The organism is Arthrobacter sp. (genome assembly GCF_031179985.1).
Taxonomy (GTDB): Bacteria; Actinomycetota; Actinomycetes; order Actinomycetales; family Micrococcaceae; genus Arthrobacter.
Genome location: NZ_JAPSHJ010000012.1, coordinates 88,401 through 108,619, shown reverse-complemented (window position 1 = coordinate 108,619; position 20,219 = coordinate 88,401). Strand labels below are relative to the sequence as shown.

At 61.5% G+C, this 20,219-nt stretch carries 17 protein-coding genes; 12 read left to right on the top strand and 5 right to left on the bottom strand.

The features are described from left to right. The 3 genes from RIN13_RS08350 to rpsA all read left to right on the top strand — a co-directional run. A partial coding sequence (locus tag RIN13_RS08350) for a benzoate/H(+) symporter BenE family transporter (RefSeq protein ID WP_309106872.1) occupies positions 1 to 404 on the top strand: 404 nt, incomplete at its 5' end. 14 nt (positions 405 to 418) lie between these two features. Further along, positions 419 to 616 carry a hypothetical protein gene (locus RIN13_RS20490; protein WP_375164746.1) on the top strand — a complete coding sequence of 66 codons (198 nt, stop codon included), beginning with the start codon at positions 419 to 421 and terminating at the stop codon, positions 614 to 616. 197 nt (positions 617 to 813) lie between these two features. Continuing rightward, positions 814 to 2,295: a 30S ribosomal protein S1 gene (rpsA, locus tag RIN13_RS08345; RefSeq protein ID WP_309106871.1), complete on the top strand. Its 1,482-nt coding sequence runs from the start codon at positions 814 to 816 to the stop codon at positions 2,293 to 2,295. 104 nt (positions 2,296 to 2,399) lie between these two features. Here rpsA and RIN13_RS08340 read toward each other — a convergent pair whose 3' ends face one another. Further along, positions 2,400 to 2,966: a type 1 glutamine amidotransferase domain-containing protein gene (locus RIN13_RS08340; protein ID WP_309106870.1), complete on the bottom strand. Its 567-nt coding sequence runs from the start codon at positions 2,964 to 2,966 to the stop codon at positions 2,400 to 2,402. An 86-nt stretch (positions 2,967 to 3,052) separates the two neighbouring features. Then, positions 3,053 to 3,745, bottom strand: a complete 693-nt coding sequence (locus RIN13_RS08335; RefSeq protein ID WP_309106869.1) for a YigZ family protein — start codon at positions 3,743 to 3,745, stop codon at positions 3,053 to 3,055. A 22-nt stretch (positions 3,746 to 3,767) separates the two neighbouring features. Here RIN13_RS08335 and coaE point away from each other — a divergent pair, with 22 nt between their 5' ends. The 4 genes from coaE (at position 3,768) to RIN13_RS08315 (ending at position 9,961) form a co-directional block, all read left to right on the top strand. Further along, positions 3,768 to 4,994, top strand: a complete 1,227-nt coding sequence (gene coaE / locus RIN13_RS08330; RefSeq protein WP_309106868.1) for a dephospho-CoA kinase — start codon at positions 3,768 to 3,770, stop codon at positions 4,992 to 4,994. Between the two features lie 64 nt (positions 4,995 to 5,058). Next, positions 5,059 to 7,158 (top strand): excinuclease ABC subunit UvrB, encoded by a 2,100-nt coding sequence (uvrB, locus tag RIN13_RS08325; RefSeq protein WP_309106867.1) that lies wholly within the window; start codon positions 5,059 to 5,061, stop codon positions 7,156 to 7,158. A 252-nt stretch (positions 7,159 to 7,410) separates the two neighbouring features. Then, positions 7,411 to 8,439 (top strand): TerC family protein, encoded by a 1,029-nt coding sequence (locus RIN13_RS08320; RefSeq protein ID WP_309106866.1) that lies wholly within the window; start codon positions 7,411 to 7,413, stop codon positions 8,437 to 8,439. A gap of 136 nt (positions 8,440 to 8,575) precedes the next feature. Further along, a complete protein-coding gene (locus RIN13_RS08315) occupies positions 8,576 to 9,961 on the top strand; it encodes an MFS transporter (protein WP_309106865.1) in 1,386 nt (461 codons plus the stop codon). A gap of 56 nt (positions 9,962 to 10,017) precedes the next feature. Here the strand turns inward: RIN13_RS08315 and RIN13_RS08310 are convergent, their stop codons facing one another. From RIN13_RS08310 to RIN13_RS08300, 3 genes are read right to left on the bottom strand one after another with little or no spacing between them, the layout of a single operon-like run. Further along, positions 10,018 to 11,313 carry an alpha/beta fold hydrolase gene (locus RIN13_RS08310; protein ID WP_375164747.1) on the bottom strand — a complete coding sequence of 432 codons (1,296 nt, stop codon included), beginning with the start codon at positions 11,311 to 11,313 and terminating at the stop codon, positions 10,018 to 10,020. Positions 11,314 to 11,365: 52 nt separating this feature from the next. Further along, complete coding sequence (locus RIN13_RS08305) at positions 11,366 to 11,863, bottom strand: GNAT family N-acetyltransferase (RefSeq protein ID WP_309106863.1); 498 nt, start codon at positions 11,861 to 11,863, stop codon at positions 11,366 to 11,368. A 21-nt stretch (positions 11,864 to 11,884) separates the two neighbouring features. Continuing rightward, positions 11,885 to 14,431, bottom strand: a complete 2,547-nt coding sequence (locus RIN13_RS08300) for a DUF3516 domain-containing protein (protein WP_309106862.1) — start codon at positions 14,429 to 14,431, stop codon at positions 11,885 to 11,887. A 65-nt stretch (positions 14,432 to 14,496) separates the two neighbouring features. Between RIN13_RS08300 and RIN13_RS08295 the strand changes: the two genes are divergently transcribed. The 5 genes from RIN13_RS08295 (at position 14,497) to RIN13_RS08275 (ending at position 20,209) form a co-directional block, all read left to right on the top strand. Beyond that, entirely contained in the window at positions 14,497 to 15,273 is a 777-nt protein-coding gene (locus tag RIN13_RS08295) for a trans-aconitate 2-methyltransferase (protein ID WP_309106861.1), read from the top strand. A 99-nt stretch (positions 15,274 to 15,372) separates the two neighbouring features. Then, a complete protein-coding gene (locus RIN13_RS08290) occupies positions 15,373 to 15,753 on the top strand; it encodes a GntR family transcriptional regulator (RefSeq protein ID WP_309106860.1) in 381 nt (126 codons plus the stop codon). Between the two features lie 46 nt (positions 15,754 to 15,799). Continuing rightward, a complete protein-coding gene (gene uvrA, locus RIN13_RS08285; protein WP_309106859.1) occupies positions 15,800 to 18,727 on the top strand; it encodes an excinuclease ABC subunit UvrA in 2,928 nt (975 codons plus the stop codon). A gap of 110 nt (positions 18,728 to 18,837) precedes the next feature. Further along, positions 18,838 to 19,554 (top strand): HAD hydrolase-like protein, encoded by a 717-nt coding sequence (locus RIN13_RS08280; protein WP_309106858.1) that lies wholly within the window; start codon positions 18,838 to 18,840, stop codon positions 19,552 to 19,554. After that, positions 19,541 to 20,209 carry a lysophospholipid acyltransferase family protein gene (locus tag RIN13_RS08275; protein ID WP_309106857.1) on the top strand — a complete coding sequence of 223 codons (669 nt, stop codon included), beginning with the start codon at positions 19,541 to 19,543 and terminating at the stop codon, positions 20,207 to 20,209. The genes RIN13_RS08280 and RIN13_RS08275 overlap by 14 nt, the downstream gene beginning before the upstream one ends. The last annotated feature ends 10 nt before the right edge of the window (positions 20,210 to 20,219 follow it).

Here is a 20,219-nt window from a genome sequence, read left to right as displayed (position 1 = left end):
CCGGCGCTCAACAACTGGACCTGTCACGCGGGCAGCTGACTGCTTGGGTCATGACCATCTATACACTGCCCTGCCTGCTCGGCCTGGTTCTGTGTCTGCGGTTCAGACAGCCGCTCCTCCTGACCGGGAACATCTTTGTACTCATCTTCATCGTCTCCCTCCAAGGCCGGCTGACGTTCGCTGAACTCGCCGGGGCTTCAATGGTTGCCGGCGCCGCAGTGGTGGTTATCACCGCCCTGGGGCTCGCAAACCAACTGGCACGCCTCATCCCCGAGCCAATCGTGATAGGTCTCCTGGCCGGTTCCACCCTCCCATTTGTTGCCGACGTTTTCACTGTGATGGGATCCGAACCCGCGTGGTCCTGCCGTTGGAACTGCTGGTCGGAATCGCCGGGTTGGCAGTAATTGGCGTTTTGGGAATGGCGCTGAAGCGGATCACCACAGGTCCTTTAACACTCGGGCCGCTGATCGCGTTCGCCGTGGCAGTCTCTGATCTGTCAATGTTCGGCTTGGGGCCCTATTTCTGGTCGTTGGTCTTCGGCGTTGCAGTGTCCTGGGCATTGGAAGGGGAAGGCGTAAGAGCCCTTCGCGAGCAAGCGCCGGAGCCCAAGTCCTGATAGCAGCCCCTTTTGACCCTGCTTGGCGGGTACGACTAGAATAAACGGGCGTGTACTACGTGCACGTATCTAGAATCCACAAAATCAGGATGACCCGGCAGTTCCGCGTGTTCTGCCGTCTTCCAGTCGTGCGTTCCATAACGTGTGCCTGGCGGTTTGCCTGACCGACTAACTATCCACAACGGAGCCCCTACTACATGACCATCACCTCCACCGAGAAGCCCGGTACCCCCGTAGTCGCAATTAACGACATCGGTACCGCTGAGGACTTCCTCGCAGCAGTCGACGCCACCATCAAGTACTTCAACGACGGAGACCTCGTCGAAGGTACAGTCGTCAAGGTCGACCGCGACGAAGTTCTGCTCGACATCGGTTACAAGACCGAAGGTGTCATCCCCTCCCGCGAGCTGTCCATCAAGCACGATGTTGATCCGGGAGACGTCGTCTCCGTTGGCGATCAGGTCGAAGCCCTGGTGCTCACCAAGGAAGACAAAGAAGGCCGCCTGATCCTCTCCAAGAAGCGTGCTCAGTACGAGCGCGCCTGGGGCGACATCGAGAAGGTCAAGGAAGAAGACGGTGTCGTCACCGGTACCGTCATCGAGGTTGTCAAGGGTGGTCTTATCCTCGACATCGGTCTGCGCGGCTTCCTGCCGGCGTCCCTCGTCGAGATGCGCCGTGTGCGCGACCTTGCTCCGTACATCGGTCAGCAGATCGAAGCCAAGATCATCGAGCTGGACAAGAACCGCAACAACGTTGTGCTTTCCCGCCGTGCATGGCTCGAGCAGACCCAGTCCGAGGTCCGCTCCACGTTCCTCAACAAGCTGGAAAAGGGCCAGGTCCGTCCCGGCGTCGTTTCCTCCATCGTCAACTTCGGTGCATTCGTGGACCTTGGCGGCGTAGACGGCCTCGTTCACGTTTCCGAGCTGTCCTGGAAGCACATCGACCACCCGTCCGAGGTTGTCGAAGTTGGCCAGGAAGTCACCGTCGAGGTTCTCGAGGTCGACCTGGACCGCGAGCGTGTTTCCCTGTCGCTCAAGGCTACGCAGGAAGACCCGTGGCAGACCTTCGCCCGCACGCACGCCCTTGGGCAGGTTGTGCCGGGTAAGGTCACCAAGCTGGTTCCGTTCGGTGCGTTCGTTCGCGTCGAAGACGGCATCGAAGGCCTGGTCCACATCTCCGAGCTTGCAGTCCGCCACGTTGAACTGGCTGAGCAGGTTGTCTCCGTTGGAGACGAGCTGTTCGTCAAGGTCATCGACATCGACCTCGAGCGCCGCCGCATCTCCCTCTCCCTCAAGCAGGCTAATGAGGGCGTTGACGCCGAGAGCACCGAATTCGACCCGGCTCTCTACGGCATGGCCGCTGAGTACGACGAAGAGGGCAACTACAAGTACCCGGAGGGCTTCGACCCGGAGTCCAACGAGTGGCTCGAAGGCTACGAGAACCAGCGCGCAGCCTGGGAGCAGCAGTACGCTGACGCCCAGACCCGCTGGGAAGCCCACAAGAAGCAGGTTGCCCAGCACGCCGCTGACGACGCTGCAGCTGCAACGTCCGGTGACAGTGACTCAGGCACCACGAGCTACTCCTCCGAGCCGGCTGCCGCCGAGAACAACAACAACGCCGGCACCCTTGCTTCGGATGAGGCTCTCGCAGCACTGCGCGAGAAGCTCACTGGCAACTAGTCTGTCCCGCTGACCGGCGCACGAGAGTGAGCTGATCCAGCAAACGAAAGGTGGCCGTCCCCGTTGGGGGCGGTCACCTTTTCGTTAATCGCTGGAGTTAGGGATCAGAGAGTCTGGCCCGAATGCTTTCCTTCGGCGATCTCCTCCAGGAGCTTGTCATTGAACGCCGGCAGGTCATCAGGAGTCCTGCTCGTCACAAGGCCGTTGTCGACCACCACTTCCTCATCCACCCACTCGGCTCCTGCGTTTAGCAGGTCCGTTTGCAGACTGCGGTACGAGGTGAGATTGCGGCCACGCACTACTCCGGCGTCGATGAGGAGCCACGGTCCATGGCAGATCGCTGCAACCGGCTTGTGCTGTTCGAAAAAGCTCCGGGCAAAAGCCTGCGCATCCTTGTCCACTCGCAGGTGATCGGCGTTGATCACGCCGCCAGGGAGGACAAGGGCATCAAAATCCGACGCGTCCGCCTCCGCTACGGTGGCGTCGACGTCGAACGTCTCCCCTTTCTCCGTCCCTTGGAACCCCTGCAGGGAGCCGCTGTTGGGAGCAACGAGGGTGGGAAGGCCGCCGGCTTCCTTGACCGCGTTCCAGGGACTGGTGAGTTCGACCTGCTCCACTCCGTCCGTCAGCAGGAACGCCACTTTCTTTCCGGAAATGTTGTGGGTTGACATGTTTCTCCTCCAGATGGGTGAGGGTAATGCCTTACTCGAACAACATTATTCAGGGCGAAAATAACAAGCAAGCTGAGTATCTGTGGTTATCCATCCACCCACTCGGTGCCGCCGCGAACGACGGTGGCCGCGCCGGACGTAAGGGTTGCGATGCGGTCTGCTGCTTCAGAAGCCGCCTGGGGATCATCCTCCAGGGCCAGTGTCAGAACAGCCGCGGAGGCCTCATAGCTGGTCTGTGCCAGGAGATAGCCGCTGGTGCGGAGCTCATTTTCCAGTCGGCCGGCCTCGGCATGAGCAACGGCGACAGTGCAGAGCCGAAGCCTTTGTCGCCGCACCAGCGGAACCTCGTCCAAAGCCGTGGACACCGAGTCAGAATAGGCGCGAACCAGCCCTCCGGTCCCCAGCAGGATACCGCCGAAATAACGGACGACGACGGCGGCTACATCGCTGAGGTCTGTACCGCCCGTTGCGGTCTCCCGTTTCAGCAATGCCTCCAGCATGGGGAGGCCTGCGGATCCGGAGGGCTCGCCGTCGTCATTCGATCGCTGGACGTCGCGGTCTGCCCCCAGCACGAAAGCTGAGCAGTGGTGCCGGGCATCGTGGAACTCCTTGCGGAGTTCTGTGACAAGGGAGCGGGCGGCGTCCTCACTGTCTGTGCGGCGAAGAACAGTGATGAACCGGGAGCGGCGGATTTCAAGCTCGGAGCGGAAATCGCGGCCTGCAGGCACCGTAGTGTAGGACGTTGCCCTGCTTTCCACCGGATCAGCGTCGTTCAGCACCGCATCAGTTTAGTCTGGTGGAGTGCTGAAGATTGGATTGACGGGCGGAATCGCCTCGGGGAAGTCACTGGTGGCAACACGGCTGCGTGAACTTGGAGCAGTTGTCATCGATGCTGATGCGCTGGCCCGTGAAGTGGTCGCACCCGGAACACCGGGGCTGGCCCGGGTGGTGGATGCATTCGGCCCCGGAATGCTGGGGGAGGAGGGCCGGCTCGACAGGGCAAGGCTGGCCGCCGTCGTCTTCGGCGACCCGCAACAGCTGGCGGTCTTGAACGGCATCGTCCATCCCCTTGTCAGGGAACAAGCCGCCGCGATGGCCACAGCAGCGCCCCCGGGAGCGGTGGTGGTCCAGGATATCCCCCTCCTCGTCGAGAGCGGCCAGGGGCCGGCGTTCCATCTGGTGATTGTGGTCGATGCACCCGACGACGTGCGTGTCCGCCGGATGATGGAGCACCGCCAAATGAGCGAGCAGGATGCAGTGGCGCGGATGGCCGCCCAGGCGTCCCGGGAAGTCCGCCTCGCCGCAGCGGACGACGTCCTGGACAACTCCGGCACCCCAGAGGCGCTCCTGCAACAAGTAGACCGCTTATGGCGGAACAGACTGGTTCCCTTCGCGGAGAACCTCGAGCTTGGACTCCGGGCTCCGCGGAGAGGAGGACCCGTCCTCGTGGCACCAAATCCGGACTGGAGCAGGCAGGCTACCCTGCTGATGGCCCGCATCAAGGCAGCGGCACCCGATGATGTGGTGGCCATAGACCATGTCGGTTCCACTGCCATCCCAGGCCTGGAAGCCAAGGATGTCATTGACCTTCAACTCGCGGTGGAGGATCTGGAAACCGCCGACCGTATTTCGCCCCTGCTCGCAGCTGCTGGTTTTCCACCTTTTCCTGGCGTCTTGGCCGACCACCCCAGGCCATCCACTCCGCATCCCTCGGAGTGGCGGAAAAGATTGCACGGCAACGCTGATCCCGGCCGCGATGTGAACCTTCACGTGCGGGCCGTCGGCTCCCCGGGATGGCGCTATGCGCTGTGTTTCCGCGACTGGCTCAGAGCAGATGCCTCAGCCCTTGAGGCTTACCGTGCCGAGAAGCGCAGGGTGGCAGCGCTCCATGCGAACGACACGTCGACGGTTGGTTATGCAGTGGATAAAGAAGCCTGGTTCACCGAGGTCGCAGACCCGGGGATGGAGCAGTGGGTTAAGCGCAGCGGCTGGAGGCCGCCGTCGTACCCCTCAAGGGTGAATACCTAGATTGCGGACAGTGCCTGTCCTGGGCTGGACTTCCCATGTCCCTGGCCGACGGTAGATTAGAACCATGAGTCTTGCGCAGGAAATTAACCGTGTCGTGGCCCCGTTCGAGGTCATCAGTGAGTTCAAGCCTGCCGGTGATCAGCCGGCAGCCATTGCGGAACTGACGGAGCGCATCAGGAACGGGGAGAAGGACGTTGTGCTGCTGGGCGCCACGGGTACCGGCAAGAGCGCCACCACGGCGTGGCTCATCGAACAGGTACAGCGGCCCACTCTGGTCATGGTGCAGAACAAAACCCTCGCGGCCCAGCTCGCCAACGAGTTCCGGGAACTGCTGCCAAACAATGCTGTGGAGTATTTCGTCTCCTACTACGACTACTACCAGCCCGAGGCGTACGTGGCGCAGACGGACACCTTTATCGAGAAGGACTCTTCCATCAACGAGGAAGTTGAACGCCTCCGGCACTCAGCAACCAACGCCCTGCTGACCCGCCGGGACGTGATCGTTGTGGCAACGGTTTCCTGCATTTATGGCCTTGGCACCCCCGAGGAATACATCGCGGGAATGGTGACCCTCCGCAGGGGAGCCGAAATGAACCGCGACGATTTGCTCAGGAAATTCGTCTCCATGCAGTACGCGCGCAACGACATGGACTTCCACCGGGGAACATTCCGGGTCCGCGGCGATACCGTGGAGATCATTCCGATGTACGAGGAACTGGCCATCCGGATTGAATTCTTTGGCGATGAGATTGAGGCTATCCACACCCTGCATCCGCTGACCGGAGAGGTGATCCGGGACGAAGAGGAGATGTATGTCTTCCCTGCCTCACACTACGTAGCGGGGCCTGAGCGGATGGCGCGGGCAATCAAGCGGATCGAAGACGAACTCGCGGAACGCCTGCAACTGCTGGAGAGCCAGAATAAGCTCGTGGAGGCTCAACGTCTTCGCATGCGGACCACTTATGATCTGGAAATGATGCAGCAGATGGGCTTCTGCAACGGCATCGAGAACTACTCCGCGCATATTGACGGCCGTGCCCGGGGGACCGCTCCCCACTGCCTCCTTGACTACTTCCCGGACGACTTCCTGCTGGTGATCGATGAATCCCATGTCACCGTGCCCCAGATCGGAGCCATGTACGAGGGCGACATGTCTCGCAAGCGGAACCTGGTGGACTTCGGCTTCCGGTTGCCGTCCGCAATGGACAACCGGCCGCTGAAATGGGACGAATTCCTCGAACGCGTCGGCCAGACCGTCTACCTTTCCGCCACTCCGGGTAAGTACGAACTCGGCAAAGCCGACGGCTACGTGCAGCAGATTATCCGCCCCACCGGCCTGATCGATCCGGAAGTTATCGTCAAGCCCACCAAGGGTCAGATCGATGACCTCCTGGGCGAGATCAACAGCCGGGTGGAGAAGAACGAGCGGGTCCTGGTCACCACCCTGACCAAACGCATGGCCGAAGACCTCACCGACTACCTGCTCGGTCATGGAGTCAAGGTCCAGTACCTTCACTCGGATGTGGACACGCTCCGGCGTGTGGAGCTGCTGCGGGAGTTGCGCATGGGCAGTTTCGACGTCCTGGTGGGCATCAACCTCCTGCGCGAAGGCCTGGACCTGCCCGAGGTGTCCCTCGTGAGCATCCTGGACGCGGACAAGGAAGGCTTCCTTCGCTCTGCCACGTCTCTCATCCAGACGATCGGGCGCGCCGCCCGTAACGTTTCCGGTCAGGTCCACATGTATGCGGACCGCATCACCGACTCTATGGCGAAGGCAATCGACGAAACCAACCGGCGCCGGGAAATCCAGGTGGCGTACAACACAGAAAAAGGTATCGATCCGCAGCCGCTGCGGAAGAAGATAGCAGACATTACTGACCAGCTTGCCAAGGAAGACGCCGACACCCAGGAACTGTTGAACAACAACCGTCTGGCCAAGGGGGCCAAACGTGGAAAGCCTGCAGGCAAGGGTCCGGCGACCGTCAGGTCGGACGGCCTGGCTGCTGCCCCGGCAGAGGATCTGGTTGGCCTGATCGAACAACTGACGGAGCAGATGCATGCTGCCGCAGCAGAACTGCAGTTCGAACTCGCTGCCCGGATCCGGGACGAAGTCGGGGACCTGAAGAAAGAACTCCGTCAAATGCAGGCCGCCGGGCACGCCTAGCGACGCTGCTCGGGAACACCTTAGGTCACGTTTAGGTCACGTACGCTGACCAAATGGTCACGTCCCGGTGACGGGCACGCGGGACGGTAGGGTAAAGTTGTTCTGACGTAGGGGAGTATCCCAAGCGCTACGAACGTCAACACGCAAGGCACAGACGCCTTGCCGGGTGTAGCGGGCGGCCATTCAGCACAAAGTGCGCGGTCAGCCGGAGAGACTTACATCATTTTTTGTACCCTGCGAAAGGTAGCACCCGTGCCCACACTTCCCGTCTGGTTTGAGATCGGTTCCTTCATCGTCCTCGGTGTCATCCTGCTTTTCGACCTGCTGCTGGTGGTTAAGCGACCGCATGAACCCTCGATGAAGGAAGCCGGCCTGTGGGTCACCTTCTACGTCGCGTTGGCGCTCGTTTTCGCCGGATGCATGTTCGCCTTTGCGGGTCCGGAATACGGCGGCCAGTTCGTAGCAGGCTGGGTAACGGAATACAGCCTCAGCATTGATAACCTCTTCGTCTTCATCATCATCATGGCCCGCTTCTCGGTGCCCCGGAAGTACCAGCAGGAAGTCCTCATGGTGGGCATCATCATCGCCCTTATCCTGCGAGGCATCTTCATTCTGCTCGGTGCCATCGTGATCGAACAGTTCAGCTGGGTGTTCTACATCTTCGGTGCCTTCCTGCTGTGGACTGCCTGGAAGCAGGCCACGGACGAGGGCGAGGATGAGGAAGAAACCGAGAACCCGCTGATCGCACGGATCCGCAAGGTGCTTCCCATGTCCGAGAAGTTCGACGGCGGTAAGCTCCGCACGGTGGTTGACGGCAAGAAGGTCTTCACGCCGATGCTCATCGTTTTCGTGACGATCGGCATGACTGACCTGCTGTTTGCAGTGGACTCCATCCCGGCAATCTTCGGCCTGACGCAGAGCGCTTTCATCGTATTCACGGCCAACATCTTCGCCCTGATGGGACTCCGTCAGCTCTACTTCCTGCTCGGCGGGCTGATGAACAGGCTGATCTACCTGAAGCACGCACTGTCGGTCATCCTGGCATTCATTGGCGTCAAGCTTATTCTCCACGCCATGCACGTCAACGAACTTCCGTTCATCAACGGCGGCCACCACATCGAATGGGCACCCGAGATTCCCACGTACGTGTCCCTGGCAGTGATCGTCGGCACCATCGTGGTTGCAGTCATCGCCAGCCTGGTCAGCTCAAAGGCCACGAAGGCAAAGCTCGATGCCCGCCTCGAGGAAGACTCACGGAAGAGCCTGAGCGACGTCGATTAAGGGTCACGCCCCACAGCACTGAGACTTATCTGCAACCCCGGCCACTCCTGTGGCCGGGGTTGTTCGTTTTCAATGGCCTGCAGCTGGCACGCCGAGGGCCCTGTCAGGTTGTGCCCGTGCGGTCTATGCTCTGAGAATGGCTACTTCCTCCAAGGCCGAACCCACCGTCATACAGGTACAGCGCCGTACAGTTTTGATCCTCGGATTGGCACAGCTTCTTAGTGCGATCGTCACCGGAGCCACGGTTTCCATCGGCTCCCTGCTTGCCGTGGACCTCTCCGGTTCCAACGCCTGGGCAGGATCTGTGGCAACCGTCATGACCCTCGCAGCTGCACTGGCGGCCCTGCCGCTGGCCTCACTCGCCGATCGCCGGGGGCGGCGGATCGGCCTCGTCTCAGGGCTTGCCACTGCCCTCGCCGGCACGCTGCTGATGGTGCTCTCAGTTGTTACGGGAATTTTCGTGCTGCTCATCCTGGGTGCTGCCGGGGTCGGAGTGGGCGCAGCTTCCAACCTTCAGGCCAGGTTTGCCGCCGTCGACCTTGCCGACTCAGAACACCGCGGCCGTGCCCTGTCGGCGGTGGTGTGGGCCATAACCATCGGCGCCGTTGCCGGGCCAAACCTGATCCAGCCAGGGGCCGTCGTCGGGCAGGCACTGGGTCTGCCGCCCATTGCAGGGCCATTTGTTATTTCAGCCGCCGGACTCCTTCTGGCCGCCGCCCTGCTGCTGGTGGGACTCCGTCCTGACCCGCTGCTGCTGGCGCGGGAATTGGCAGCAGCCGACACTGCGCAAACCGCCGATGCTGCCCAGAAGGCGGGTCCGCCTTCCGCAGGCCAGCAGACACCAGGGACGCCCAGGCGCGGTTCGCTGGTGCGGGGGCTGCGTGCCGTGCGCAGCTCACCCGCGGCAATCCTTGCCCTGGCCGCGGTGGTGGGTGCCCACGCCGTGATGGTAGGCGTCATGTCCATGACACCCCTGCACCTGCAGGACCTGGTGGCCGGGCCAGGGGTGTCCCATGCCGATCATTCGGCTGGCGGGGACGTCCTGGTGATTATCGGAATCACGATTTCCCTGCACATCGCGGGGATGTTTGCCCTGTCCCCTGTGATGGGCTGGCTGACGGATAAGGCCGGGCGGATCCAAACCATCGCCCTGGGCTACCTGACACTTGTGGCGGCCGTGATGGTTTCCGGTCTCGGCCACGCCTCCACCACATCTGTGGCCATCGGATTGGTTCTCCTGGGGCTCGGCTGGTCGGCGGCAAGCATCGCAGGATCAACCCTGCTGGCCGAAAGTGTCAGCCCCGGGGAGCGGATAGTCGTTCAAGGAACATCGGACATGCTCATGGGTTTGGCGGGCGCTGTGGGCGGGGCATTCTCAGGCCTGGTCCTCAGCTGGGTGGGCTATCAGGGACTCAACATGGCCGGGGGGCTGGTGGCTGCGGCCGTGCTCGCCGCAGCGCTTGCCAGGATCCTCGCCGAAAGGACCAAGGCCCAGCCGGGCAGCAAGGTCGCCTCGGGGTAGGCCGAGCCTGAACAGCGGCGCCGGAACGCAGACAAGCCGGGATAAGCCAACTGGAATCAGGTGCGGATGGCTGACAAGGCAACCGGCCGTACAGACCGGACCATGCCCAGGAGCCGTCGGAAGATGGCCTCGCCGTCGTCTGCAATGCCATCGTGGTGGAAGTCGGCTGTCTCCCAGACCTGGAGCCCGCGTACCGCGCCCGCCGTCTCTAATGAAAGCTCCCTGTCCACGTAGATATCCTCCGTATACACGGCAGCGGCCACGGGGGTGGTGTTGGCGGCTAATCGGACCGGGTCATACAGCTGCTTCCAGTCGCTTTTCCGGGCCAGGAGCTCCGCCACAGCCCGCAGCGGTGCTAACGACTGGTCCTGCTCGAAATACCACGGGTACACCATTTCCCCGGTGAGCAGGACAGGCTCGGCATCGGGCAGGAATTCAGGAAACTCCTTAAGGACCCGCCAGGCAGCCCAGTCAGTTGACTCGCCCTGTCCATAGATCGATTCATGCATCAGCGCATAAAGCGGACCGGAAGCCCTTGAGACCAGGGAATATACCTGCTCAAGGAACGCATCGGACAAGCGGTCGCCGTCGGGTGTGGGCGAAAAAGCGTCTTCCAGGAGATGGTGGAGCCCATCTATCCGGGTATTGCCGCCAAGGAATGACCCCACCATCTGGAGACGTTCCACGCTCAGGCGTTCCCCGCTGGGAAGCCGCTCGTCCACGCGCGCCAGATGCCGGGCAATACGCTGCAGCACGGGACGGTCCTCGGGATACCGGTTGAAGTACTCGGCATTCCGGGCTGCGACCCGGGGGAATGTTGCACGGTAGACACGCTCAGCCGGGCCGGACACGGGAGGAAGCCCCCCGGTGATGAGGACTTCCCGCAGACCGGCAGGCGCCTGGGAGAGGTAGCTGAGGGCACAGAAGCCGCCGTAACTCTGCCCATAAACTGTCCAGGGGCCCGAACCCAGGGCAAGCCGGATTGCTTCGGCGTCCGCCACGATGGAATCCGCCCTGAAATGGGTCAGGTACTCAGCCTGGTCCTGTGGATTCCCGCGGAGAGGCAGGGTGTTCCGGTCGATGGGTGAGGAGAGTCCCGTTCCCCGCTGATCCAGCATCAGGATGCGGAAATCCTTGGCCGCTGCTTTGCTCCAGCCGCCCAGCGAGGTGAACCGGTTGCCTCGGCCGCCAGGACCGCCCTGGAAGTAGATCAGCCAGGGCAACTCTGCGGCGGCTTCCGGACTGTGGTCTGATGAGACGTATTCCCTGGCGAACACGGTGATCGTTTCACCATTATTGCCGGTGCGAAAGTGGTCAAGCGGAAGCTCAAAAAAATGTTCGGCGGTCCGCATGCCGCGGAATTCATGCCTCGCCTTGACCAGGTGCGGGACAGGGGCCGCTGGTTTAGCCACCGATCCTGGCTTCCTGCCGGGCAAAGGCTTCCAAGGCATTACCCGTGAGCCGGAACGTCGACCACCCGTCCATGGGTACGGCCCCGAGTTTCCGATAGAAGTTGATGGAGGGCTCATTCCAGTCGAGCACGCTCCATTCCACGCGCGCATATCCACGTTCGACGGCGGTGTCAGCCAAGTACTGCAGCAGCGCCTTGCCGTGGCCTTCGCCCCTGGAATCGGGAGTGACGTACAGATCCTCAAGGTAGATGCCGTGGACACCCTCCCAAGTGGAGTAGTTCAGGAACCAGACGGCGAACCCCTGCACATCTCCGGCCTCGTTTTCAGCCATGGTGGCGAACACGCTTGGCTGCTCGCAGAAGAGGGCCGCCATGAGCATCTCCGGGTTGTTCCGGACGGCGTCGGGCTCTTTTTCGTAGATGGCCAGGTCGTGGATCATTTGCAGGATGGCGGGAACGTCGCTTGCCGTGGCGGGCCTGATTACACTCATGATCCGAGCATACTAGGGCAATTAGAGCCTGTTGACGTCCGTCACCCGGACAACAGCGGTCCCCGTTTCATCGGAAGCAGCCAGGTCAACTTCCGCCGAAATACCCCAGTCGTGGTTCCCTGCGGGATCGTCAAAGATCTGCCTGACCTTCCAAACCCCCGGTTCCTCGGTGATGATCAGGAGTCCCGGGCCGCGGGCGTCCGGCCCCGTACCGATGTCGTCGTGCTCGTCGAAGTAGTCGTCCAGGACATCTTCCCAGCGGTCGGCGTCCCAGCCGGCGGCGGCGTCGAGCTCCCCAAGGGCACTGGCGGCTTCATCAGCGAATAGCTCCACCCGGCGGAACATCTCGTTACGGACCATAACCCGGAAGGCCCGGATGTTCGAGGTCAATGACGGAGGCGGGGGCGGGGGAGCGTCGTGCGGAGTGGGCGCGGCGCCCGAGGTGAGCTCCTCCCATTCGTCCAACAGGCTGGAGTCCACCTGGCGGACCAGTTCACCGAGCCAGGCGATGAGATCTTCCAGGTCCTCCCTCAAGGCATCCTGCGGCACCGTCTGGCGCAGGGCTTTGTACCCGTCTGCGAGGTACCGGAGCACAATGCCTTCGGAACGGGCCAGCCCGTAGAACTGAACGAATTCACCGAAGTTCATGGCTCGTTCGTACATGTCCCGCACCACGGACTTGGGTGCGAGTTCGAAATCGCCAATCCACGGTGCCGCCTTGCGGTAAACGTCGAAGGCTTCGCCCAGGATCTCCGCCAGGGGCTGCGGATAGCTGACTTCCTCCAGCATGGCCATGCGCTGGTCGTAGTCAATGCCGTCAGCCTTCATGGCGGCCACGGCTTCGCCGCGGGCCTTCTTCTGCTGGGCAGAGAGGATCTGGCGGGGCTTCTCAAGGGTGGCTTCGATGACGGATACCACGTCAAGGGCGTACGACGGCGACTCCGGGTCAAGCAGTTCAAGGGCCGCGAGGGCGAAGGGGGACAGCGGCTGGTTCAGGGCAAAGTTGGCCTGCAGGTGCACTGTGAGTCGGACACTTCTGCCGTCGGGACCCTGTTCGTGTTCAGGGATGCGTTCCACCACGCCCGCGGCCAGCAGCTCCCGGTAAATACCGAGGGCCTTCTTCATGAGCTGCAGTTGCGAGGACCTCGGCTCGTGATTTTCCGTCAGGAGGCGCCGGGTGGCTGTGAAAGGATCACCTGGCCGTTCCATCAGGTTCATCAGCATGGCGTGGGTCACGGCGAAACTCGAGGTCAGGGGATCCGGAACAGACTCAACGAGGCGCTTGTACGTGGGCTCACCCCAGGAAACGAATCCCTCCGGCGGTTTCCGCTTGACCACCTGGCGCAGCTTCTTCTGGTCATCTCCGAATTTCGCTGTTGCCTTGGCCATGGCTTTGATGTTCTCGGTGACGTGTTCGGGTGCCTGGACCACCACGGTGCCTGCTGTGTCGTAGCCTGCCCTGCCTGCCCGGCCGGCTATCTGGTGGAACTCCCGGGAATTGAGCAGCCGTGTGCGGACGCCGTCGTACTTGCTGAGCGCGGTCAGGAGCACCGTGCGGATGGGGACGTTGATCCCCACTCCCAACGTGTCGGTGCCGCAGATGACTTTCAGCAATCCTGCCTGCGCCAGCTGCTCAACGAGGCGCCGGTACTTCGGCAGCATGCCGGCATGGTGTACGCCGATGCCGTGGCGCACCAGACGGTTCAACGTTTTTCCAAAACCCGCAGCGAAGCGGAAATTCGCGATCAGCTCGGCGATCTTGTCCTTCTCGTCCCGCGTGCAGACGTTGATGCTCATGAGGTTTTGGGCGCGGTCGATCGCTTCCAACTGGCTGAAGTGCACGACGTACACCGGCACCTGCTTAGTGGAGAGCAGCTCCTCCAGGGTCTCGTGAACAGGGGTCTGCTGATAGTAGTAGTGCAGCGGAATGGGACGTTCAGCCGAACTGACGGTCGTCGTCGGGCTTCCCGTCAGTTCCCTCAGGGCGTCCTCAAAACGGCTGACGTCACCCAGAGTTGCAGACATCAGCAGGAACCGGGCCTGGGGCAGTTCCAGGAGCGGGACCTGCCAGGCCCACCCGCGCTGAGGGTCCGAGTAGAAGTGGAACTCGTCCATGATGACGGCACCCAGGTCGGCTGCCGCGCCCTCACGCAAAGCGATGTTCGCGAGGATTTCCGCTGTGCAGCAGATGATGGGGGCGTCCTGGTTAACGCCGGAGTCCCCGGTGATCATGCCAACATTCTCTGCGCCGAAAATGTCGCAGAGGGCGAAGAACTTCTCTGAAACCAGGGCCTTGATCGGAGCTGTGTAGTAGCTCCGTTCACCCCGCGCCATGGCCTGGAAATGTGCAGCGATCGCGACCAGGGATTTTCCCGATCCCGTGGGCGTGGCCAGGATGACATTGGCGCCGGCCGCAAGCTCCATGATGGCTTCATCCTGGGCCTCATACAGCGCCAGTCCGCGGCTCTCAGTCCATTCCACGAACCGGCTGTACAGCGCGTCTGCGTCCGGACCTGCTCCTGTGGAAGAAAGTGCGGAGGGAATGGGGAGCTGATCAACGAGTTTCATTGCCTTCCAGCTTAGTGCCCGCTGCTAGGCTCGCTGTTACGGAGACGATGGGGAGCGAGGCACTTATGAAGTGGGATCCGGCGAGGTACGTGCAGTTCGGGGACTACCGCAACAGGCCGTTCTTTGATCTTGTGGGGCGCATCCGGGCCGGGAACCCCCGAGTGGTGGTGGACCTTGGATGCGGCCCGGGTAACCTCACAGCGACCCTCGCTGAGCGTTGGCCTAAGGCGGAAGTGATCGGGCTGGATTCCTCCGAAGAAATGCTGGGCCATGCCGCTGCCGAGGCCGTGCTGCCCAACCTCACTTTCAGCCTTGGCCAGATTCCGGAATGGGTACCGTCTGCGGGGACCGACGTTGTGGTGACCAACGCCGCCCTCCAGTGGGTGCCCGGTCACATGGAACTGCTGAAGAAATGGCTGGCCGCCCTAGAGCCCGGGGCCTGGTTTGCCCTGCAGGTGCCCGGCAATTTCAACGCGCCCTCCCATGCCCTGATGCGTGAGCTTGCTGAATCGGCGTCTTGGGCGGGCAGGCTGTCCGGAATTCTCCGCCACAGCGATGCAGCCGGAGAACCTGATGAATACCTGGAGGTGATGCTCGACGCCGGCTATGAGGCTGACGCTTGGGAAACCACTTATTATCAGGTGCTTCAGGGGGAAAATGCCGTTCTGGAATGGGTCCGGGGTGCCGGGCTCAGGCCCATATTGGCGGCGCTGCCGCCCGATGAGGCAGTTGGGTTTGAGGCCGAATACTCTGCCTTGCTTGACCAGGCGTACCCTGCCACAGCCCATGGCACCGTGTTTCCGTTCCGAAGAACCTTCGCGGTTGCCCACAAACCTGCCTGAGTTTCCCTACGCTGGGCCGGACGATTCTCTTCCAGAGCAGGACAGCGGCTTGTTCAGGCGGAAGTACGCTGATCTAATTCTCATCATGGAGATAACACTGTGAGTGCCGCTGAAGCGTTCCCCGGAACGTGGAAACCCAACCACAGCAGCTCCGTGCCGCTCTTCGAGCAACTGCGGCTGAATGTTATTGAGCAGGCCGACGCCGGCAAGCTTGCGCCTGGGACGAGACTGCCAGCGGTACGGAGCCTTGCTGCAGAGTTGGGCGTGGCTCCCCATACAGTGGCGAGGGCCTATAAGGAACTTGAGGCCGCAGGCGTGGTGGCGACTCGCGGCAGGAACGGCACAGTGGTGTGTGCCCGCGATGATGCCTGGAGCTCGCTTTCGGAGGCTGCCGCCGAGTATGCCTCAAGGGCAAAAGGCCAGGGAGCGAGCTTTGCTACAGCCGTGCAGTTGCTGGCTGCGGCCTACGATGCGGAATAATGGCAGGTCATGGAAATTCGAAGAAGTTTTCGATTAGCATTAGTGGGTGCCTAAAGCCGTAGCTGAAGATCCAGCCGTTGATGTCCACTCTGCCGTAGCGCCGCTTACCCGTGCCACGCCGCTCCGCCCCGACCTGTCGCGTCTCATAGTCAAGGGTGCCCGGGAGCACAATCTGCAGAACGTGGACCTGGACCTGCCCAGGGACGCCATGATCGTTTTCACCGGGCTCTCGGGCTCGGGGAAATCCTCCCTGGCCTTTGACACCATCTTCGCTGAAGGGCAGCGCAGATATGTCGAGTCGCTCTCCGCGTACGCCCGTCAGTTCCTGGGTCAAGTGGACAAGCCGGACGTTGACTTCATCGAAGGCCTCTCTCCCGCCGTCTCCATCGACCAGAAATCCACGAGCAAAAACCCCCGGTCAACGGTGGGTACCATTACGGAAATCTACGACTACATGCGTTTGCTGTGGGCAAGGGTGGGCCGTCCTTATTGCCCCACCTGCGGTGAGCCGGTCACCAAGCAGACTCCCCAGCAGATCGTGGACCAGTTGCTCGAGCTGGGGGAGGGCACACGGTTCCAGGTATTGGCGCCGGTGGTCCGCGGCCGCAAAGGTGAGTTTGTTGAACTCTTCAAAGAACTCACAGCCAAAGGCTATTCACGCGCCCGCGTTGATGGCGAACTCGTGCAACTGAGTGATCCGCCAAAGCTTGGGAAGCAGTTCAAGCACACCATTGAAGTCGTTGTTGACCGGCTCGTGGTTAAGGAAGGAATCAGCCAGCGACTCACCGATTCCATCGAAACGGCCCTGGGACTAGCTGAAGGCAGGGTACTTGCCGAATTCGTGGACCTGGATCCTAAGGATGAGGGCCGGCTTCGCGCGTTTTCCGAGCACCTCGCCTGCCCTAACGAACACCCTTTGGCGATCGACGAAATCGAACCGCGCTCGTTCTCCTTCAACAACCCCTTTGGTGCCTGTTCGGCGTGCAGCGGCATCGGAACCAAGCTTGAGGTGGACGAGGACCTCATCGTCCCGAATGGTGAGCTGTCACTTTCCCAGGGCGCCATCGCACCCTGGTCGCTCGGCACAGCCACCACGGAGTACTGGAACCGGCTGCTGGAGGGCCTGTCCCATGAACTGGGCTTCTCCATGGACACGGCTTGGGAAGATCTGGCCCCCGATGTACAGCAGACCGTCCTGCACGGCAAGGACCACAACGTCGTGGTGCAGTACCGCAACCGCTTCGGCCGCGAACGGAAGTACAGCACAGGTTTTGAAGGTGCCATCCAGTATGTGCACCGCAAGCATGGCGAGACCGACTCAGACTGGGCCCGTGACCGCTACGAGGAATACATGCGGCAGATCCCGTGCCCTGTGTGTAACGGTGCCCGCCTCAATCCTGCCTCGCTCTCCGTGCTCATCAACGGTAAGTCCATTGCCGACGTCGCCGCCCTGCCCATGCGCGAATGTGCACACTTCCTCAACAACCTGGTCCTGAGCGGCCGTGAAGCCCAAATCGCCCACCAGGTGCTCAAGGAAATCCAGGCCCGGCTGACCTTCCTTCTCGACGTCGGCCTGGAATACCTCAATCTTGAACGGCCTTCTGCCACGCTGTCCGGAGGCGAGGCGCAGCGTATCCGCCTGGCCACCCAGATCGGCTCGGGCCTGGTAGGGGTCCTCTACGTCCTGGATGAGCCGTCCATCGGGCTCCACCAGCGGGATAACCGCAGGCTTATCGAGACTCTCACCAGGCTCCGCGATCTTGGGAATACCCTGATTGTCGTTGAGCATGACGAGGATACCATTCAGGAAGCTGACTGGATCGTGGACATTGGACCAGGCGCCGGCGAACATGGTGGCCAGGTTGTTCACTCCGGTTCGTACAGTGCCTTGCTCGAAAACAGGAAATCGCTGACCGGAGACTACCTTTCCGGACGCAAATCCATCGACGTTCCGAAGAAACGCCGGAAATACGACAAGAAGCGCGAGCTGAAGGTCATCGGCGCCAAGGAAAACAACCTGGTGAACGTTGATGCAGCGTTTCCTCTCGGACTGATGACTGCGGTAACGGGGGTGAGCGGTTCAGGAAAGTCCACCTTGGTAAACGAGATCCTTTACAAGGTGCTGGCCAATAAACTCAACGGGGCCAAGCAGGTTGCGGGCAGGCACAAGAGCGTCCAGGGCCTTGAGCACCTCGACAAAGTGGTGCATGTGGACCAAAGTCCCATCGGCCGCACACCGCGTTCCAACCCGGCGACGTACACCGGGGTGTTCGATAACATCCGCAAGCTGTTCGCCGACACCACTGAGGCCAAAGTCCGTGGTTACATGCCAGGCCGGTTCTCCTTTAACGTCAAAGGCGGACGCTGCGAGGCGTGCTCAGGTGATGGAACGCTCAAGATCGAGATGAACTTCCTCCCGGACGTCTACGTGCCCTGCGAGGTCTGCCACGGCGCCCGCTACAACCGGGAAACGTTGGAGGTCCACTACAAGGGCAAGACCATCGCGGACGTGCTGAACATGTCCATCGAAGAAGGCGCTGAGTTCTTTGCAGCCTTCTCACCTATTGCCCGGCATCTGAACACCCTGGTCGACGTCGGCCTCGGGTACGTACGCCTGGGCCAGCCAGCAACCACACTGTCCGGAGGCGAGGCTCAGCGGGTCAAGCTGGCCGCCGAGCTTCAAAAGCGGTCCAACGGGCGCAGCGTCTATGTCCTTGATGAGCCCACCACCGGACTCCACTTCGAGGACATCCGTAAGCTCCTCCTGGTGCTCCAGGGTCTGGTGGACAAAGGCAATACTGTGATTACGATCGAGCATAACCTCGATGTCATCAAGAGCGCCGACTGGATAGTGGACCTGGGCCCCGACGGCGGTTCCGGCGGAGGGCAGGTCATTGCCACAGGCACCCCGGAGCAGGTTGCAAGATCGAAGGACAGCTATACCGCTACCTTCCTCGCCGAGATCCTCGGGTAAGAGGCCCGCGCCCTGAGCCAGGGGCCGTTTGGCATGTGGGACGCCTGCGACATATTCCGTACGGGGAATGCGAGTTTCAGGCTCGTGCGCACTCGTGAGAAACTAAGCCGGTGACTCATTCAACAGTGCCTGTAATCTTCGACCTGGACGGCACTCTTGTCGACCCTGCCGGTGGTATCACCGACGGAATCGCCGCAGCTTTGACTGAGCTCAGCCTTGAGGTTCCCGAACCAGCGGAGCTCAAAGCAATGATCGGTCCGAAGTTGAGTGACTCACTGTTGAACGTCGCGGGCGTCCCCGAAGAGCTGCTCCCGGAAGCCATCAGGCTGTATCGCGCGTACTATCTGGACCGCGGCATTGCACAAGGCCGGCTGTATCCAGGGATAGGCGAGCTGGTGGAAGCTTATGCGTCGGCAGGCAGGCCCATCGCTGTTGCCACCCAAAAACCGGAGGGCCTGGCGCGGATTGTGCTGGAGCATCACGGGATCGCTGAATTCTTCAAGGCCACCAGGGGCTCGGCAGCAGACGAAACGCTTGAACAGTCGGGTCCACGGGGCAAGAACGCAATTGTCGCCGCCGCGCTGGCGGATCTCGGCACACAGTCAGCAGTTATGGTCGGCGATCGTGCCCAGGACGTGGCAGGCGCCTTGGCCAACGGATTGGACTGCATCGGCGTTGGATGGGGGTTCGCCTTGGAGGGCGAACTGCAGGACGCCGGCGCCATGGTGATCGTCGATGACTCGGCTGCGCTTGCCGCGACTATCAACAGACTGGACGAAGTCCGGACAGCCATTCTGAATGAGGTGCGCAACGATGGCATTGTTTGATGCAATCCGATGGACCACTCGAGGCCTCATTTCAGGATCGTGCCGTCCCACTGTTATCGGGCTGGAAAACGTTCCTGCTGATGGCCCGTTTATTGTGGCACCGAATCACTTGTCCTTCCTGGACAGCGTAATTGTCCAGGCGTTGATGCCTCGTCCTGTGGCCTTTTTTGCGAAGGCAGAATACTTTACAACCGGCGGCGTTAAGGGCCGGGTCATGAAGTCCTTCTTCGAAGCCGTTGGCTCCATCCCCGTCGAGCGCGGGGAACAGGCTGCCAGTGTCCAGGCGCTGAAGACCCTGCTGGACATCCTCGAATCCGGAAAAGGAATCGGCATCTACCCGGAGGGAACACGCTCCCGGGACGGCATTCTGTACCGGGGACGCACGGGAGTGGGCTGGTTGGCTTTGACCACCGGCGCTCCCGTTATTCCGGTAGGGCTCATCGGGACCCAACACCTTCAACCTGCCGGGCGCAACGCGGTCAAGCCCCAGCATTTCACCATGAAGGTGGGGGAACCCCTGTACTTCGAAAAGACGGGCCCGGACCATTCCCTTCCGGCACGGAGGCAAGTCACCGATACCATCATGGACGCCATCGCCGCGCTGAGCGGCCAGGAACGGGCTACGGGGTACAACCAGAGCAAGATCACCGACTGAGCGGACGGGC

Bases quoted from the DNA above. Each gene is read 5' to 3' on its own strand.
- RIN13_RS08305 (WP_309106863.1), bottom strand. From the start codon at position 11,863: ATGAGTGTAATCAGGCCCGCCACGGCAAGCGACGTTCCCGCCATCCTG.
- rpsA (WP_309106871.1), top strand. From the start codon at position 814: ATGACCATCACCTCCACCGAGAAGCCCGGTACCCCCGTAGTCGCAATT.
- RIN13_RS08310 (WP_375164747.1), bottom strand. From the start codon at position 11,313: ATGCGGACCGCCGAACATTTTTTTGAGCTTCCGCTTGACCACTTTCGC.
- RIN13_RS08300 (WP_309106862.1), bottom strand. From the start codon at position 14,431: ATGAAACTCGTTGATCAGCTCCCCATTCCCTCCGCACTTTCTTCCACA.
- RIN13_RS08315 (WP_309106865.1), top strand. From the start codon at position 8,576: ATGGCTACTTCCTCCAAGGCCGAACCCACCGTCATACAGGTACAGCGC.
- uvrB (WP_309106867.1), top strand. From the start codon at position 5,059: ATGAGTCTTGCGCAGGAAATTAACCGTGTCGTGGCCCCGTTCGAGGTC.
- RIN13_RS08275 (WP_309106857.1), top strand. From the start codon at position 19,541: ATGGCATTGTTTGATGCAATCCGATGGACCACTCGAGGCCTCATTTCA.
- RIN13_RS08295 (WP_309106861.1), top strand. From the start codon at position 14,497: ATGAAGTGGGATCCGGCGAGGTACGTGCAGTTCGGGGACTACCGCAAC.
- RIN13_RS20490 (WP_375164746.1), top strand. From the start codon at position 419: ATGGCGCTGAAGCGGATCACCACAGGTCCTTTAACACTCGGGCCGCTG.
- RIN13_RS08340 (WP_309106870.1), bottom strand. From the start codon at position 2,966: ATGTCAACCCACAACATTTCCGGAAAGAAAGTGGCGTTCCTGCTGACG.